The 14,394-nt window shown below is 68.2% G+C and carries 15 protein-coding genes and 1 pseudogene; 6 read left to right on the plus strand and 10 right to left on the minus strand.

Annotated elements, in window-relative coordinates:
* Positions 1 to 132: 132 nt before the first annotated feature.
* Together ACGFIM_RS16170 and ACGFIM_RS16175 are read right to left on the minus strand one after the other, a co-directional pair.
* A complete protein-coding gene (locus tag ACGFIM_RS16170) occupies positions 133 to 942 on the minus strand; it encodes a hypothetical protein (RefSeq protein ID WP_393200694.1) in 810 nt (269 codons plus the stop codon).
* A gap of 733 nt (positions 943 to 1,675) precedes the next feature.
* On the minus strand, positions 1,676 to 2,074 hold the full coding sequence (locus ACGFIM_RS16175; RefSeq protein ID WP_393200696.1) for a heavy metal-responsive transcriptional regulator: 399 nt from the start codon (positions 2,072 to 2,074) through the stop codon (positions 1,676 to 1,678).
* 83 nt (positions 2,075 to 2,157) lie between these two features.
* On the opposite strand from ACGFIM_RS16175, the gene ACGFIM_RS16180 reads away from it, so the two are divergent.
* Positions 2,158 to 3,192, plus strand: a complete 1,035-nt coding sequence (locus ACGFIM_RS16180; protein WP_393200698.1) for an alkylmercury lyase family protein — start codon at positions 2,158 to 2,160, stop codon at positions 3,190 to 3,192.
* A 70-nt stretch (positions 3,193 to 3,262) separates the two neighbouring features.
* Here ACGFIM_RS16180 and ACGFIM_RS16185 read toward each other — a convergent pair whose 3' ends face one another.
* From ACGFIM_RS16185 to ACGFIM_RS16195, 3 genes and pseudogenes are all read right to left on the minus strand, one after another.
* Positions 3,263 to 3,514: a hypothetical protein gene (locus ACGFIM_RS16185; RefSeq protein ID WP_393202603.1), complete on the minus strand. Its 252-nt coding sequence runs from the start codon at positions 3,512 to 3,514 to the stop codon at positions 3,263 to 3,265.
* Between the two features lie 139 nt (positions 3,515 to 3,653).
* A pseudogene (locus ACGFIM_RS16190) lies at positions 3,654 to 3,854 on the minus strand (hypothetical protein); the annotation flags it as partial.
* Entirely contained in the window at positions 3,827 to 4,018 is a 192-nt protein-coding gene (locus ACGFIM_RS16195; RefSeq protein ID WP_393202605.1) for a hypothetical protein, read from the minus strand. The gene ACGFIM_RS16195 and the pseudogene ACGFIM_RS16190, both read right to left, overlap by 28 nt.
* 84 nt (positions 4,019 to 4,102) lie before the next feature.
* On the opposite strand from ACGFIM_RS16195, the gene ACGFIM_RS16200 reads away from it, so the two are divergent.
* Entirely contained in the window at positions 4,103 to 5,014 is a 912-nt protein-coding gene (locus ACGFIM_RS16200) for a Clp protease N-terminal domain-containing protein (protein WP_393200700.1), read from the plus strand.
* A 515-nt stretch (positions 5,015 to 5,529) separates the two neighbouring features.
* Here the strand turns inward: ACGFIM_RS16200 and ACGFIM_RS16205 are convergent.
* Positions 5,530 to 6,207 carry a hypothetical protein gene (locus tag ACGFIM_RS16205; protein WP_393200702.1) on the minus strand — a complete coding sequence of 226 codons (678 nt, stop codon included), beginning with the start codon at positions 6,205 to 6,207 and terminating at the stop codon, positions 5,530 to 5,532.
* A gap of 265 nt (positions 6,208 to 6,472) precedes the next feature.
* Here ACGFIM_RS16205 and ACGFIM_RS16210 point away from each other — a divergent pair, with 265 nt between their 5' ends.
* A complete protein-coding gene (locus tag ACGFIM_RS16210; RefSeq protein WP_393200704.1) occupies positions 6,473 to 7,966 on the plus strand; it encodes a phosphoesterase in 1,494 nt (497 codons plus the stop codon).
* A 117-nt stretch (positions 7,967 to 8,083) separates the two neighbouring features.
* Here ACGFIM_RS16210 and ACGFIM_RS16215 read toward each other — a convergent pair whose 3' ends face one another.
* The 4 genes from ACGFIM_RS16215 to ACGFIM_RS16230 form a co-directional block, all read right to left on the minus strand.
* On the minus strand, positions 8,084 to 8,584 hold the full coding sequence (locus tag ACGFIM_RS16215) for an HXXEE domain-containing protein (RefSeq protein WP_393200706.1): 501 nt from the start codon (positions 8,582 to 8,584) through the stop codon (positions 8,084 to 8,086).
* A gap of 26 nt (positions 8,585 to 8,610) precedes the next feature.
* A complete protein-coding gene (locus tag ACGFIM_RS16220; protein WP_393200708.1) occupies positions 8,611 to 9,516 on the minus strand; it encodes a cation diffusion facilitator family transporter in 906 nt (301 codons plus the stop codon).
* On the minus strand, positions 9,516 to 9,836 hold the full coding sequence (locus ACGFIM_RS16225; protein ID WP_393200710.1) for an ArsR/SmtB family transcription factor: 321 nt from the start codon (positions 9,834 to 9,836) through the stop codon (positions 9,516 to 9,518). Before ACGFIM_RS16225 ends, ACGFIM_RS16220 begins: the two co-directional genes overlap by 1 nt.
* Positions 9,837 to 9,980: 144 nt before the next feature.
* Positions 9,981 to 11,282: an aminotransferase class V-fold PLP-dependent enzyme gene (locus tag ACGFIM_RS16230; protein ID WP_393200712.1), complete on the minus strand. Its 1,302-nt coding sequence runs from the start codon at positions 11,280 to 11,282 to the stop codon at positions 9,981 to 9,983.
* 319 nt (positions 11,283 to 11,601) lie between these two features.
* Between ACGFIM_RS16230 and ACGFIM_RS16235 the strand changes: the two genes are divergently transcribed.
* The 3 genes from ACGFIM_RS16235 to ACGFIM_RS16245 all read left to right on the plus strand — a co-directional run bounded on the left by ACGFIM_RS16235 (position 11,602) and on the right by ACGFIM_RS16245 (position 14,370).
* Positions 11,602 to 11,946, plus strand: coding sequence for a hypothetical protein (locus ACGFIM_RS16235; protein WP_393200714.1), 345 nt, complete (start codon positions 11,602 to 11,604; stop codon positions 11,944 to 11,946).
* Positions 11,947 to 12,037: 91 nt separating this feature from the next.
* Positions 12,038 to 13,129, plus strand: a complete 1,092-nt coding sequence (locus ACGFIM_RS16240; RefSeq protein WP_393200716.1) for a PLP-dependent cysteine synthase family protein — start codon at positions 12,038 to 12,040, stop codon at positions 13,127 to 13,129.
* On the plus strand, positions 13,126 to 14,370 hold the full coding sequence (locus ACGFIM_RS16245) for an MDR family MFS transporter (RefSeq protein ID WP_393200718.1): 1,245 nt from the start codon (positions 13,126 to 13,128) through the stop codon (positions 14,368 to 14,370). Before ACGFIM_RS16240 ends, ACGFIM_RS16245 begins: the two co-directional genes overlap by 4 nt.
* The last annotated feature ends 24 nt before the right edge of the window (positions 14,371 to 14,394 follow it).

Below are 14,394 nucleotides of genomic sequence, written 5' to 3' on the forward strand. Positions count from 1 at the left end.
GCTGCCGCAGCTGCCCAACCGTCCGCGACTCGGTTTTTTTCTTAGCGACTCGGCGCCGGTATTCCTGCGGCGCTGGCGCACCATAAGGAAAGGGCCTCAGAGGTTCTCTGAGGCCCTTTCCTTATCGCTCGGTCACTCCTCCGGGGATTCGTCGCCGTACGTCAGCGTGTCCCTGGCGTCGTCAAGGCGCTCCGCCAGTTCCCTCCACTCCGCACGTGCGGCGTCACGCGCCCGGATCACGGCCCGCCGGGAACCGTAAGCGCCGCCGTACCGCTTTTGAGCGACCTGGCTCAAAATCCCCGCCCGCCCCAGATCATCGGCCTGTGCCGCGATCTCCATCACGTCTCGAAGGACCGGGAAGTCCTGACCGTCTCCGAACGCCTGCCGGAAGACGATGGCGCTGTTCTGAGCGGCGCAGAAGGCCGCAGCCGCCCGCGTTGCGTTCTCCACGCGCGGCACCGGCCGCATGAGCTGCGCACCGGGCGTGGCATCGATCTCGTCCGGAGCCACGTCAACCCGGTAGCCGTTCCGCGCGGCGGCGTCTCGCACCGCCCACCTCTGGAGCGTCGTACGGGAGATGGTCATCTCGCCTCCGTCCCGGCGGACGTAGACCCACACGAGGGCCTCCGCCGTGCTCTCGGGAGCCTGTCGGCACGACGCGGAGATGTCCCTGAGCCGCTGAGCGAAGAGCAGCACCGCATCCTGGGTGACGTCATCCGAAACGTCGTCCGTGCCATATGGCGCGTGCCCCTGCTTGACGATCGTGGCGCTTCCGTCCATTCGCTTACGGGACCGCGTGGCGTCCACCGTACGGCAGTAACCGCGCGCTAGCCGCCGGATTTCCGCCCAGTCTTCCGCCGTGACCCGCGCCATGTCTTCCGGCGTGAGATTCTCCCCCGGGACGTTGGCGGGAACGCTCTTGCCAGGAGCCGCGTACGACATGATCTGCCTCCGCTTTCTGCGACACACTTTCGCGCCGCACTGCCTTTGTTCGGTTCAATTCAATCCCGAACAGGCGCGCAGATCAACGACATTCGGCGAGCCTTTACCATTATCTCCGATAAAGAGTGGCCCGGATTCGATCTGACAAAAGAAAGAAAGGCGCAATAACAGAACCACCCCTTCGAGCAATCTGCAGAAACATGGCTATATGAGTTGAGGATAAAGAATGCAACATCGTAAAAGCCGGCAGAGCCGAATTTGGAACGCCAAGAATTCCGCCCCACTTCTATATGCTGGGACGCCAGCACAGTCGGGACGGCGACTGGCCAGCCTTATTCGCTTCGACCTTGGGTTATGCCATCGCCCCGGTCGGCCACTCTTAAGTGGCCGGCCATTGGCCTACGATTGGTTATCCGAGTTGCCGCGTCCAGACGGCGTTTCTGAGCTCTTGCGGGACAGCCGGGGCCATGCCACGCCGCTCCCGCGGTGAGCGAGCAGATCTCGGCTCGCTAGGCCGATTCGGCGGCGCGCCTGTATGTGGATCCTGGAGACGTGGAGCAGGCCGAGCTTTGGCCCAGCTCCCCGCTTACTCGAGTACTGCGCCTTGTTCCAGGCCTCCAGCCTCTGGCTCGCAGTCGGTATGACGCGATCCAACGCTCGCCTGGCCTATCCCCCCGACGAAGCACCATTTGCAGAATCACCTCTGGGCACTTCAGGTCGTTGGTGGTGTTAGTTACGCGGCGGTGAGGATTGTGCAGATGCCGTCCGGTGCGCAGTCAGCTGGATCGACACGTGCCGCCCGCCGCTGAAGGGCCTCCAGAGCTCCCTGGGCGGCTAGAAGTTCGGTGATGCGCTGGTTGACCTGCTCCAGGTGTGCGTCGATCAGGGTGGTGACGTGCTGGCAGGGCGGTTGACCGGCATCACGGATGGTAAGAACGCTGCCGATCTCGGCCAGGGTGAGTCCGGCGGTGGCGGCCTCGCGGATGAAGGCGAGTCGCTCGATGGCAGTGGGTGGGTAGTCGCGATAGCCGCCTGGTGTGCGGGGTGGGGCCGGCAACAGTCCGGCTTGTTCGTAGAAGCGGATGGTCTTGGTGGTGACGCCGGCCACGGCGGCGAGAGCCCCGATGCGCATGTCCCCACACTATGTCTTGACCTTCCAGTGCACTGGAAGCTTTATCGTCGAGCTGAGCGAAGCCGCAGCAGGAGGAGACCACGATGGAGCTGACGGTGGTGACAGTGCCGGATTGCCCGAACGCGCCGATTTTGGAGGATCGGCTGGTCCAGGCCGTGGCCGAGATCGGAATGGGAGCGAAGGCGTCGATCATGCGCCGTACGGTGACCGACGCCGACCAGGCGGTGCGCTGGCAGATGCGCGGCTCGCCAACTCTGCTGGTGAACGGGACCGACCCGTTCGCCGACCCTGCGGTGCCACCTGGGCTGGCGTGCCGGATGTACCGCGACGAGGACGGCCACCCGCAAGGAGCACCGTCAGTGGCAGCACTGCGCCGAGTCCTGGCCCAGGCACTCGATCGTGCCGATGATGTGGCAGGTCAGGTATCGGTGAAGGCCGATGCGCTGGGCCGCGCCGGCGCCGGGCGGGTCGCTCCGGTGCAGGGTGGATTGCGGGCAGTGCACCAGCGGGTGCTGCGCGCCTTCTCCGAGACCGGAGCGCCACCGCCGGCGGCCGTGTTGGCGGCGGTGGCCGCTCCGCACGGCGCGAGCGCCGAGCAGGTGCTCGCCGAACTTCATGAGGCCGACTTCCTGCGCCTGGACGCCGGCGGGCAGATCCGCGCCGCTTACCCGTTCTCCGCAGTGGCCACTCGGCACCGAGTGCACATCGACGACGGGCCGCAGGTGTTCGCGATGTGCGCCATCGACGCCCTCGGCATGGCCGCGATGCTTGGCCGCGACGTACACATCACCTCGACCGACCCGACCGATGGCCGGCCGGTCACCGCGGTGGTTACCCCGGCCGGGCAGGCGAACTGGGAGCCGGAAACCGCAGTAGTGTTCGCCGGGCAGCAGGCCGCGTGCGAGCCGTGTACGCCTACAGCCGCCTCGAGCCCCGAGGCGGCGGCGGAGGTGTGTTGCGGGTACGTCAATTTCTTCGTCAGCTCCGCCAGCGCCCAAGCGTGGGCGAAGGCACACCCGCATGTGGAGGGTCGGCTCCTGGACCTGCGGGCGGCGGTGGACCTCGGCGTGGCCATCTTCGGCCCGCTCCTGACTGCAGGCCCTGAGCCCGCTCCGTGATCTCTCCTAACGCCTTAGGAGGCCACGCGTCGGCTTCAGAAACGCAATACGGTCGCAGGCCCGGGCAAACTCAGCTCGACGGGATGGCTGACCGGCCGCCGTGCTCCACCAGCCAAACCGCCAGTTGCTCGGCGCCGCGGCGGCGTGCGGCATCCAGCGGAGTGAGCCGGTCGTAGCCGATCCAGTTGATGTCGCCGCCGTGTGCCAAGAAGAACTCCGCGGCCTCCCGCTGGCCCCCATGGCAGGCCGCCCACAGGCATTGAGTGACCTCGTCGGCATCCGGTGGCGGATCGACGACGAATACGGCATGGATACGCTCCATCAGCCCGAGCGAGGCCGCCTCCCACAACTGCGTGGTGGCGCCGCGCTCGACCAGCCGGTGGGCGGCGTTCCATTGCCTGAACGCGCATGCGTCCGATAGTGCAGTGCCGCCAACAGATCACTGCGCCGGTGACGTCGATATCCGCGCCGGCATCCAGCAGGGCGTCCAGGACCGGCACGTCGTCGCTGCTGGCCGCCCACATCAGCGGCGTCTCGGTGTGCGGGCCAGCGAAGCTGGCATCTACCTCAGCGCCTGCCGCCACCAGTTCGCGGACCATGGCTGGGCCACTCGGGTAGTGGCCGGGCCAGTCGGTCACCACGTGCAGCAACGTACGTGACATACCGCCCGCGTTCCCCAGCCGCGCCCCCGCAGGCCGGGATGGGCAACCAGCAGATGTCGTAGCTTGTCGAGGTCGCCGAGGTGGATGGCCTTCACCACCGCGACCGCCGCAGCATCGTCAGGGACCAGGTAACGCACCGGCTCATTGTCGCTGGAGTCGCTCACCGTCCGCCAGCGGATCGGATGGCTCTCTCGTAGTAGGACAAGTTCGTATTGTCAACCACATGTTGACAATCTAATATTGTCGGCATGGACAGCTCCGCGCTGAACACTCAAGCCATGATCGAGGCCGTCGCCGCCCGCGTGGCCGTCCCCGACCCGCTCGCGCTGCTCCAGGAGGCAGTCACCTACGCCGCCCTGACGGGGGCTGCCGCCGATGCCATGGTCGACCACTACGTGCAGGCCGCCCGCGAGGCCGGACTGTCCTGGACGGAGATCGGTGACCGGCTGGGCATCTCCAAACAAGCCGCGCGTCAGCGGTACGCGCCTCGTCTGGAGATTACCGGCGGGCCCTCCACCAAACCAGCCGCGCTCGACCCCCGCCTGGCCGAGTGCCTACGTACTGCCCAGGACACTGCCGACGCCGAAGACAGCGCGCCCGGCACCCAGCACCTTCTGCTCGGCCTGCTCCAGGTGGGTTTGGCCGCCGGGGTGCTGGACCGGCTCGGCGTCACCCACGAGAAGGTTCTCCAAGCCGCCGCCCGCCTGCTGCACCCCCGCGAGAGCGGCGACGGCACTCGCATTGTCGGAGACGGCGAGGCCAACGACGCCGTGTTGTGCGCCCGCCGCTTCGCCGCCGCCCGTGGCCAGAACCTCGCCCGCACCGAACATCTACTGTTCGTCCTGGCCACCGACCCCGGCTGTTCGGCCCACCGGATCCTGGACGTCCTGGGGGTTCAGGCCGCCCAGATCAAGAAGGAACTGAGCGAGTGGATCCCTGCGCCGCCTCGGTCCGGCCGCCGCACTCGCAAGATCGGCAAGGTTCCTACCGGCGTACGGGCCTGCTCCTTCTGCGGCTGCACCGATCCGCACCGCGCCATGGTGCACGGCCCCGGCGTACAGATCTGCGGCGCATGCGTCACCATCGCCACAGAGATCGTTGCCGCTCGACATGCCGAGGCCGCGCAGGACCTGCAGCCAGGCCGACGGCTGATCGACTGACCGGGATAGGGTCGCCGTCATGGCCGCGGCCCTCAGCGGCTGAAAACGGCTCGCAGTGCCGTCGGCCACTAAGCCGTCGAAGCCTGTGGCGGGAACGGCAGCGATCGTGGCTTCTGCGGTGAGTCCCGGAACCAAGCGGACGATGTCACCTGATGGAGGCGAGGCGATCTCGTGCGGGTCGGCCAGGCGGACGCTGTGGTAGAGGGCACGCCGGCGCGCATTCTCCAAGAGCATCATGCGGCCGACCAGATTTACCTGGATCGGCTCGGTGGCCGAACCCACCGCGGGCAGTCGGGATGTTGCTCGGCGTGCCAAGCGTCATGGTGACCTGCGTCCAGGTGGAGTGGATTTCCTCCCCGCGCAGCAACCGGCCCACACAATACCGGCGACCTGATCGGCGGTGAGCTGCTCCAGGTCGGGAACGGTCACCCGCTGGAAGGTGTGGGCCTGCACCTCAAGCGGTGCCTCAAGGAAGGTGACCGACCAGCGGGCCATGGCTACCAATGGCGCGCCATCTACGGCCGGCTCTTCTGTCCACCACACGGGAGTGAGCGGCCGGCCACGCCGGACCGCCAGCACAAGACCGGCGGTGGCCGCGAGGTCGGCCACCATGTGGACGGCCGGTAGCACATCGCCGGGTCTCGATCTCGTAGCGGTAGAAAGGGTCCACTTCGTTCAGGGTGTTCGCAAGGCTGCGGTGGCGCGTGATGACGGCCGCTAAAAGATCCTCGGCCACCAGATCTGGGCGCACCTCTCCGCCCGCCCTGCAGCGCCTCGGTCATCAGCCGCTGCAGGCGCTGTCCGCCGTCGCCGAAGAAGAACTCCAACAGCGAGGGCTTCTCCGCGGCCATGCCGTCGAGAGAGATGCCCCATCCAGTCGATGGGATCCCGCTGTCGGCCGTGAGCCGTTCGAGCCAATCCAGCCGCTCGTTGGCGGGCTGCCACGGCGTGACCAAGGTCCAGGAGCGCACGGGCAGCGCCGGGAGCGTCTCGGCGGCGAAGGTGTTCCAGGAGTCTTTCACCCTTGCGGCCTGATTGGCCGTCAGTGCCTGGCTGTAGCGCTTGACCTGATAGATGTCGTACCCGTTGGGATTACTCACCCGCACGTCGACACCCCGCTCACCGCCCGAAGAGGTGATCCGATTGCCGCGCGAATGATTGAGCAGCAGCAGCGCCGCTACGTCCTCCTCCACTTTCTCCCCGGGCTCACGCTCCTAGTTGACCGTCGTCACACGGCACAGCCAAGCAGCAGCGACCGACACTTTGCCGCTGTCGGCGCGGCGCGGGTGTGTTGCGGCCGTCACGCCGTCGCCAATACACAATCGCGGACGCGACGGTGATGCAGCGTGTCGCATTTGTTCTTGGTCGTCCCGATCTCCGTTCATGCTGCGTTCAGTCCCTCCTTGCACACTCGTCGGCTAGCACCCCATCTCTCGCAGAAGCACGAAAGGCATCACTGTGAAGAGCAACAAGGCCGAAGAGACCGAGCTCTCCGGGCTTTCTCGGCGCCGGCTGGTCAAGTACGCCGGTGTCGGCGCCACGCTGGCCGCGGCCGCTCCCCTGGTCGGAGGCACCCCGGCGCAGGCGGACGACGAGCGCAAGTTCGGCCACGGCGGCAACAGCGGCCGCATGTGGCGGGCCGGCGATCACCACATCCATTCGGAGTACAGCGGCGAGTTCGACACCACGACGAACCCGCCGACCTTCCACAAGGGCGCCGACGCGGTCTACCCGATCGTCACCAACGCCATCATGGCCAAGTACTTCGGCCTGACCTGGGCGATGTGCACCGACCACGGCGGCCCGACACACTCCAAGGTCAACCTGGAGCAGGCCTACCCCGACCTGCTGCGCTCGCGCGTGCTGGTACCGGAGGTCCTGCAGTTCTGGGGCATGGAGTTCGACGCTCCCGCGCTCGACCACCACACCCTGATGATCCCGCACCACGCCGACGAGGCTCAGCAGCTGTTCGAACTGGAGAGCCGCTTCGCCAAGCGTGACGCCTTCCCCAACGACCCCGGCCGCGACACCGAGGCCAAGATGGTGGAGTTCCTCAAGGCCGCCCGCGACATGCGCCAGAAGCCGCTGGTGATCGCGCACCACGCCGCGCGTTCGGCGACCGGGCTCGGCGTGTGGGGTCAGGACACGCCCAAGGAGTTCCGCAACGGCAACAACGTCGCCCCTGACATCTACGTCGGCTTCGAGGGCGCTCCCGGCCACCAGGCCGGCCCCCTCAACGGCGGCGCTCGCGGCGGCTACGACAACCACCCGACCTATGGCGGCTTCGACCAGATGACCGCGCGCGTCGGCGGCCTGTGGGACTCCCTGCTCGGCGAGGGCCGGCACTGGTGGATCACCGCCACCTCCGACTCCCACGTGCACTGGACCCGCGGCGGCTCGGACTTCTGGCCGGGCGAGTACAGCAAGACCTACGTCGCGGCCCGCCAGGACTACGGCGACATCATGGACGCCCTGCGCAACGGCCGGATCTTCGTCACCACCGGCGACCTGATCACCGCCCTGGACGTCACCGCGAGCAGCCAGGGCCGCAAGGCCACGGTCAGCGAGACTCTCCAGATCAGCAGCCGCAACCGCAACGACGTCGACATCGAGATCCGCTTCCGGCCACTGGACGGCGAGAACGCCAACGGCGACCGTCCGGAGGTGCGCCGCGTCGACCTGATCGTCGGCCAGGTCACCGGCGTCAGCTCGAACCTCGACGCCGACACCAACCCCACCACCAAGGTCGTGGCCCGCTTCGGCCCGAACGACTGGCGGCGGCAGGGCCACGACTACGTGATCAGGTACACCCTGCGCGACGTCGGCCAGGACAGCTACCTGCGGGTGCGCGGCACCGGCACTGACGAGATGGAGCCGCAGGCCGACGGCCTGGAGAGCCCGTGGGAAGACCTGTGGTTCTACTCCAACCCGATCTTCGTCCGCGTCCGCTAGGCGACTCCAAAAGTCCCTCGTCCAGAAGACCGCGGCCGTGAGAAGCGGCTGGTGACCGGCGACTTTCCGTGACTCACGCCGGTCACCAGCCCCGTCTTTCCCTGCGGGAGGGCGAGGCTACAGGAACAAGAAGCCGATCGCGGCGGCGGCGATCAGGGTGCCCAGCACGACGGCCACCGTGATCTCCTGCTTGCTCGCGCGCTGCTCGCGTCGGATCCAGGCCAGGTAGTAGATCGTGGCCGGGATGGAGACGACGGACGCGGTGACGGCGCCGGGTGAGTATTCGCCCATGACGGCCCAGGTGGTGAGGTGAAACAAGGCGTTGACGCTGAATTGCCACTGGAATGCGGTGGTCAGCACCACCCAGACGCCGTTCCGGCCGGTTGCCGACGCTCGCCAGGAGCACAGCAGAACCAGCAGCAACAGCGGGATGTGGTAAGCGGCGAACGTGCTGGTGGTTTCAGGGCCGAAGTGGCGGCTGGCCCAGGCGGCGAAGCCCGGCAGTTCTTCCAGCGTGTGGACGACGTACACGCCGAACGGCAGCAGGAAGGGCCAGTTGCCGAGCGCGCCATGAGCGGCTTGAGGGTGGGCGACGGGGCTCGTCGGTGGAGTGGACATTGCTCTCCGGGGTGGAAGGTGCAGGGTCACCAGCCCAGTTCGTCGCAGCCCTTGTGGTCGGCGGGTTCGACCTGGAGGGTGGCGTGGGCGATGTCGTGGCGCAGGCGGAGCAGGTCGCGGGCCTCGTCGAGAACGGCGTGGTTGTCGCCGGCGTCGGCGGTGACGAGATGAGCGGTGGCGACGTTCATGCCGGACGTGAGCGTCCACAGGTGCAGGTCGTGGACGTCACGGACGCCCTTGATGGCGGCCAGGTCCGCCGCGACGGCGGAGGCGTCGATCCCTTCGGGGACGTGCTGGCCCAGGACGGCGAACACCTGACGGGCGAGCGCGACGGCGCGTACGGCGACGAAAACCCCGATGGCCAGCGCGACGATCGTGTCCCAGAAGGTCTGGCCGGTGGCGGCGACCAGCCAACCGGCCGCGATGACGCCGACCGAGCCGGCGGTGTCGGCCACGACCTCCAGATAGGCGCCCTTGACGTTGAGACTTTCCTTCGCGCCGGCCCGCAACAGAAGCAGCGCGACGACGTTGACCGCCAGGCCGATGGCGCCGACGACCAGCATCGGCCCCGAGGAGACCTCTGCCTGGCCACCGATGCGCCCGATGGCCTCGATCACCACGTACAGTGCGACACCGAGCATCATGACGACGGCCAGCAGCGACGCGAACACCTCGGCCCGGTAAGAGCCGTAGCTACGCCGGCCGGTGGTGTCGGGGCGGGTGGCGATGCGGGTCGCGACCAGCGCCGCGCCCAGGGTGACCACGTCGGCGGCCATGTGACCGGCGTCCGACAGCAGCGCCAGCGAGCCGGAGAGCAAGCCGAACACCAGCTCGACCACGAAGAACGCGCCGATCAGCACGAACGAGACGGCCAGCCTCCAGCGGTGCCGGCCTCCCGCATGCCCGTGCCCATGCCCGTGCCCGGCACCCATCAGGAAGCTCCGTCGCGTTCGGGGTGGATGGCGTCTGTGTGCTCGGTGTGGGCCAATGCCAGGTCGAGCAGCATCCGTACGTGCGGGTCCTCCAGCCGGTAGTAGGCCATCCGGCCCGAACGGCGCGCGGCCACGATGCGGTGGGCGCGCAGCAGCCTCAGCGCGTGGGAGACGGCCGACTCGCTCTGGCCGGTCACGGCGGCCAGGTCGCACACGCACAGCTCGCCGTCCAGCAGGGCGACCAGCAGCCGCAGCCGGTTGGGGTCGGACAGCAGGCCGAAGATGTCGGCGGTGTCGGTCAGGTCCTCTGGGGCAGGCATGCGTTCATGCACGGCCGCGACCCGATCGGCATCGACGACCTTGACGGTACAGCCGTCCAGGGCCACAACAGGCTCATCTGAAGAACTCTTCACATGTGCAGGATACGGAGTGACTCAGATCGCTTGTCAAGACCCACCTTTCACTCATCGAGGCGGGAAGCGTCTGATGACGTCGCGTAGTGCTGCCGCGAGCCGGTCGACGTCCTCGGCGGTGGTGTAGAGGGCCGGCGTGACGCGTACGGCGTCGCCGCCGCTCATCCCGCTGCGGGCGACGGTGAAGATCCGGTGGCGGGTCATGAGGTGCTCGGCGATGGCCTCGTTGTCGGCCTTGGAGGTGCGGCCGTTCAGCCGGAAGGCGGTGATGGCGCCGTAGGCGTCCGGCTCGTCCGGGGTGAGGATCTGGATGGAGCCGAGGTCCTGCGCCTGGCGCACCCAGCGGTCGCGCAGGTAGCGCAGGCGGGCCTGCTTGGCCTGGGCGCCCAGGGTCTCGTGGAAGTCGAGGGCGGCGTCCACGGTCAGGAACGGGGCCACGTTCATGGTGCCGGAGTGCACGCGCGAGCGGATGTCGGAGGCCGGGTAGGTCTCGTCGATGTAGCAGGGGTCGATGTCGGCCAGCCGCTGCTCGCGGATGTAGAGGAACCCGGCGCCCAGCGGCACGCCCATCCACTTGTGCAGCGAGAAGACGGCGAAGTCGGCGTCCAGATCGGTGAGGGTGAAGTCGAGCTGACCCCACGAGTGGGCGGCGTCCACGATCACGTCCACGTCGTGTTCGCGGGCCATGGCGACGATCTCGCGGACCGGGGTGACCAGGCCGGTGCGGTTGTTCATGTGGCTGAGCAGGAGCATCCGTACGTTCGGGTGCTCGCGCAGCGCGCGCTCGTAGGTGTCGAGCACCGCCTGGCGGGTGGCCGGCTCGGGGATGACGATGCGCGCCACGCGCACGCCGCGCCGGGACGGCAGCCAGTTCATGACGTACTGGCCGCTGTGGTAGTCGAGGTCGGCGTACATGACCTCGTCACCGGGGCGCAGGCGGTTGTAGCCGGCGATGAGGTTCTGCAGGGCCTCGGTGCCGCCCCGGGTCAGCGCGATCTCGTTCCTGGTGACGCCGAGCAGCGCGGCGAGGCGGTCGCGGACCACGTCGGCGCGCGGCTTGTAGACGTGGCGCAGCAGGTGGGAGCTGCGCTCGTTCAGGTGGTCGACGTTGTGGTGGTAAGCCCGCCGGACCGGGTCCGGCATGATCCCGTAGTAGCCGTTCTCCAGGTTGACGAAGTCCGGGCTCACCCGGAACTGCCGGGCGACGGTCCCCCAGAAGCGCTCGTCGCCCGCCAGCCGGTCGGCGGGGACGCCGCGGGGCGCGGTCAGGGCCTCGGCCGGAGTGGGGAAGGTCACGGCGCCGGCGGCGAGCCCGCCGAGGCCCGCGACGACCTGGCGTCTGGACATGGTCATGAAGAACACCACCTATATCGACGGGATTTCGCGAATCATTGTCGCGGTAATCTCCGCACCCGCCGCGATCCTTTCACCGGTCGGCGAGCCTCGTCCGGAGAGTGAAAGGAATGCAGGTCACAAGCCGGTTTAACGCTTGATCGACATTCTTCCGCAAACGAAACAAATGCGTCGGCTTTACTGGAACCTTTGCTGCCGACGGGCGCGTACGGTCGCCGCACGGGCATTACTGTAGGTGATGACCATGACACGGACAGTTCACCTGCACAGCCGACCGGCAGCATCCTTCGCCGGCCGGGTCATGGCCCATGCTCTGCTGGTGATCGCCCTGGTCGTCGGCGCGGTCTTCGCCCACGGCGGCGCGTGCGCGGCCGTGGAGCTGGCCGAGTCGGCCGGCCACAGCGCTCACCTGGAAGAGCGTGGTTCCGAACCGGCCCATCATGGTGACGGGTGTCTGCACAGCAGCCTGCCGGAGCATCATCGGCACGGCACGGAGCAGGACTGCTCAGCGAGCGCTCCCGCCGGTTCGACGCCCTACGTGGCCATTCCGGCCACACTGTCCGTCGCCGCGCCCCGCACCGGCGCCCAGGCTCCGTTCGGCCCCGTGGCACGCGTCGGCCTCGCCGCGCCGTGCCTGAAGAATCTCTGCGTGATGCGCATATAGGACCGTCGACGTCCAGCAGTCGCCCATGTCCTACATGGTTCGCGGCCATTCCGTCGTGCCGTGAACCGCGTTATTCTTCGGAGACTTCTCAATGTCGTCAACCGCGATTTTCGCGCGCCCGGACGAGGCGCCGTCATCCGGATATCCCGCGCTTTCCCTCACCGTCGGCAACACGCCGCTGGCATTCATTTCCGGGCCCTTCGTACCGGGAGGAGGAGGGTTCTGGGCAAAGCTCGAAGGCTTCAATCCGGGCGGGATCAAGGACCGGCCCGCGCTGCACATGGTGCGCCAGGCCCGCGCCCGGGGAGACCTCCGCCCAGGTGCGACCATCATCGAGTCGACCAGCGGAACCCTGGGGCTCGGACTCGCCCTGGCCGGCATCGTCTTCGGTCACCCCGTCGTGCTCGTCGGCGACCCCGGCATGGAGCCGCTCATGTGCCGGTTGCTCGCCTCCTACGGGGTGCGCCTGGAAATCGTCACCGAGCCGCATCCCGTCGGCGGCTGGCAGCAGGCCCGCCGGGAACGAGTCCAGCGTCTGCTGGCCGAGAACCCCGGCTCCTACTGCCCCGACCAGTACAACAACCCCGACAACGTCGAGGCCTACGCGGGACTGGCCCACGAGCTGATGGGCCAACTCCCTCACATCGACACCCTGGTGTGCTCCGTCGGCACCGGCGGGCACAGCGCGGGGATCTTCAACGTGCTGCGCCGCCACTTCCCCCACCTCCAACTGGTCGGCGTCGACACCGTGGGGTCAACCATCTTCGGCCAGCCCGCCCGCTCCCGCCTCATGCGCGGCCTCGGCTCCAGCATCCACCCGAGCAACGTCGCCTACGACGCCTTCAGCGAGGTGCACTGGGTCGCCCCGGCCGAGGCCGTCTGGGCCTGCCGCACCCTGGCCGCCCGGCACTACGTCTCGGGCGGGTGGAGCACCGGCGCCGTGACCCTGGTGGCGCGCTGGCTGGCTCGCTCCAACGCCGGCCAGACCATCGTCGCAGTCTTCCCCGACGGGCCATGGCGGTACTGGAACACCATCTTCGACGACGACTACTGCCACACCCACGGCCTTCTCGGCACGCCTCCCGCCGACGAGCCGGACCTGCTCGACAAGCCGGCGGAACGCGAAGTGCGCCGCTGGACGCGCTGCACCAACGTGATCGACCCGCTGGCGGGCATGCGATGAGGGACACACTGCGGCAGTTCCGCTCGTTCGACCGGCCGATCCAGCTCCTGCAGATCAACCAGGCCGGCATCAACCTCGGCTTCTACATGCTCATGCCCTATCTCGCCCAGCACCTGTCCACCGGCGCGGGCCTGGCCGCCTGGACCATCGGGCTCGTCCTGGGCCTGCGCAACCTGAGCCAGCAGGGCATGTTCCTGATCGGCGGCACCCTGGCCGACCGGCTCGGCTACAAGCCGATGATCATGCTCGGGTGCGCGCTGCGCACCGTCGGGTTCGCGCTGTTCGGGCTGACCACCTCACTGCCACTGCTCATCGTGGCCGCCGTCGTGACCGGGCTGGCCGGGGCGCTGTTCAACCCCGCGGCCCGCGCCTGTCTCGCATGCGAGGCCGGCGAGCGCAAGGTGGCGGCGTTCGCCGTGTTCAACGTCTTCTACCAGGGCGGCATCCTGCTCGGCCCACTGGTCGGCATCGCCCTGCTGAACGCCGGATTCACCACCGTGTGCCTGGCCGCCGCGGCGATCTTCGCGGTGCTGACCGTGCTCCAGGGACTGTGCCTACCGGCCAGGCGCGGCCCGGCAGGGGAACATCCGCCGGTGCTCACCGACTGGCGACGGGCGTTCGGCGACCGCGCCTTCGTCTCCTTCGCCGCCGCCATGATCGCCTCGTACGCGCTGTCGTTCCAGATGTATCTGGCCCTGCCGCTCGAGGTGCAGCGGCTCGGCGGCGGCGAGACAGGTGTGATGGCCTTGTACGCGATCTCCGCGCTGCTCGGCATCGCCGGACAGGTCCGCGTGACCGCCTGGTGCTCGGCCCGGTGGAGCCGCGGACAAGCGATCAGCCGCGGTCTCGCCCTCATGGGAGTCGCGTTCCTGCCCCCAGCCGTGATGGCGCACCTTCACCTACCGGTGGGCTGGGCGCTCGTGCCGCTGGTGGCGTGCACGCTACTACTCACCATGGGGACGCTGATCGCCTTCCCGTTCGAGATGGCCACCATCGCGGACATGGCGGGAGATCGGCTGATCGGCACCTACTACGGCCTGTACAACCTGCTGTCCGGCATCGGCATCCTGGCCGGCAACCTGCTGGCCGGGGCCCTGGTGGATGTGGCCCGCTCCTCCGGGCTGGCGGCCGTGCCGTGGCTACTGCTGGCCGGCGCGGGGCTGGCCTCGGCGGCGGCCGTCATGCGCCTGGATCGGCGTAATCGGTTCCGTGAGAGCGGTCAGGTGGCCGTCACCACCTGACCGCTCCGACAAGGGGGCTCTGGC

Origin of the sequence: Nonomuraea sp. NPDC049309, assembly GCF_043196965.1 — a bacterium.
GTDB lineage: Bacteria > Actinomycetota > Actinomycetes > Streptosporangiales > Streptosporangiaceae > Nonomuraea > Nonomuraea fastidiosa.